Genomic DNA, 1,359 nt, shown 5'->3' on the forward strand with positions numbered 1-1,359 from the left:
CGGGAGTGTCAGTATTTTTGTGTTTGAGGCAGTAAATGCCTGATCGTTGTTTCGATCAGGCCTATTGATGCTATCTCAGCGATACGGGTCAGTGAAGCGTTCGGCGTAAATGATGGCGAACTGGTTCATGGCAGCCTTCCAGTCATGGGTGGCGCTCCCCCAAGCCCCTGTGATGTTTCTGAGCACCAGCCACAGCAACTTGGTGGCAGCCTCGTCACTCGGGAAGTGCCCCCGAGTTTTCACCGCCCGACGCAGCTGCGCGTTGATACTCTCGATGGCATTGGTGGTGTAAATCACCTTGCGGATCGCCGGCGGGAACGTAAAGAACGGGATCACGCGATCCCAGACACGGCGCCACGCCTCTGCGATCGGCGCGTAGCGCTGGCCCCAAGGGCCTTGTTCGAACGTCGCGAGCGCAGCCAGCGCAGCCTCGACCGTCGCCGCCGTATAGATCGGCTTCAAGGCCGCAGCCACCGTCCGGCGTTCCTTCCAGCTGGCGTAGTCCAGGCTGGAGCGGATCAGGTGCACGATGCACGTCTGCAGCGTCGTGGCCGGGAACACCGCGTTCAGCGACTGCTCCATGCCCTTCAGGCCATCGGTGACGGCGATCAGGATGTCCTGCGTGCCGCGGGTCTTAAGCTCGTTGAACACCTTCATCCAGAACTTGGCGCCCTCAGTCTGCTCGATCCACAGGCCCAGGATGTCGCGCGTGCCGTCGGGCAGCACCGCTAGCGCCAGGTACACCGCCTTGTTGCGCACCACACCGTCTTCGCGGATCTTGACCCGCAGTGCGTCGAAGAACACCACCGGATACATCGTCTCCAACGGGCGGGTCTGCCAGGTCATGACCTCATCCATCACCGCGTCGGTCACCGAGCTGATGAATTCCGGCGAGACTTCTGTCCCGTATTGCTCGGCCAGAAACCCCTGGATCTCGCGTACCGTCATGCCACGGGCATACATCGCGATGATCTTGTCGTCGAACCCGGTAAAGCGCCGCTCATGCTTGGGGATCAGGATCGGTGCGAAGCTGCCGTCGCGGTCGCGCGGGATCTCCACTTGTAGCGGTCCGTCGTCGGTCAGTACCGTCTTGCGACTCCTGCCGTTGCGCTGGTTGGTGGCGTCTTCGGGGCGCTCACCGCCTGCAGGATAGCCCAGATGGTGACCCAGCTCCGCGCCCAGCGCTCGTTCGATCAGCGCCTTCTTGAACGCCATCGACAGGTCCTGTACCGCCTCGGCGGTCATCGGACCCTTAACGAATTGATCCACCAGATCGGCCGGTATCGCCGGCAGTTCCCGTAAGGGTGTCTTTTTCTTGGTAGCCATACGTGCTCCTTGAGCGACATGTTAGGCCCCAAA

General features: G+C 61.5%; 1 protein-coding gene. It reads right to left on the minus strand.

The window, feature by feature from the left end; translation table 11 throughout:
* Positions 1 to 75: 75 nt before the first annotated feature.
* Positions 76 to 1,326, minus strand: a complete 1,251-nt coding sequence (locus AC1RHV_RS31090; RefSeq protein WP_492302722.1) for an IS256 family transposase — start codon at positions 1,324 to 1,326, stop codon at positions 76 to 78.
* Between the last annotated feature and the right edge of the window lie 33 nt (positions 1,327 to 1,359).

This window comes from Achromobacter sp. GW823-FHT04E03 (assembly GCF_058796095.1).

Bases quoted from the DNA above. Each gene is read 5' to 3' on its own strand.
- AC1RHV_RS31090 (WP_492302722.1), bottom strand. From the start codon at position 1,326: ATGGCTACCAAGAAAAAGACACCCTTACGGGAACTGCCGGCGATACCG.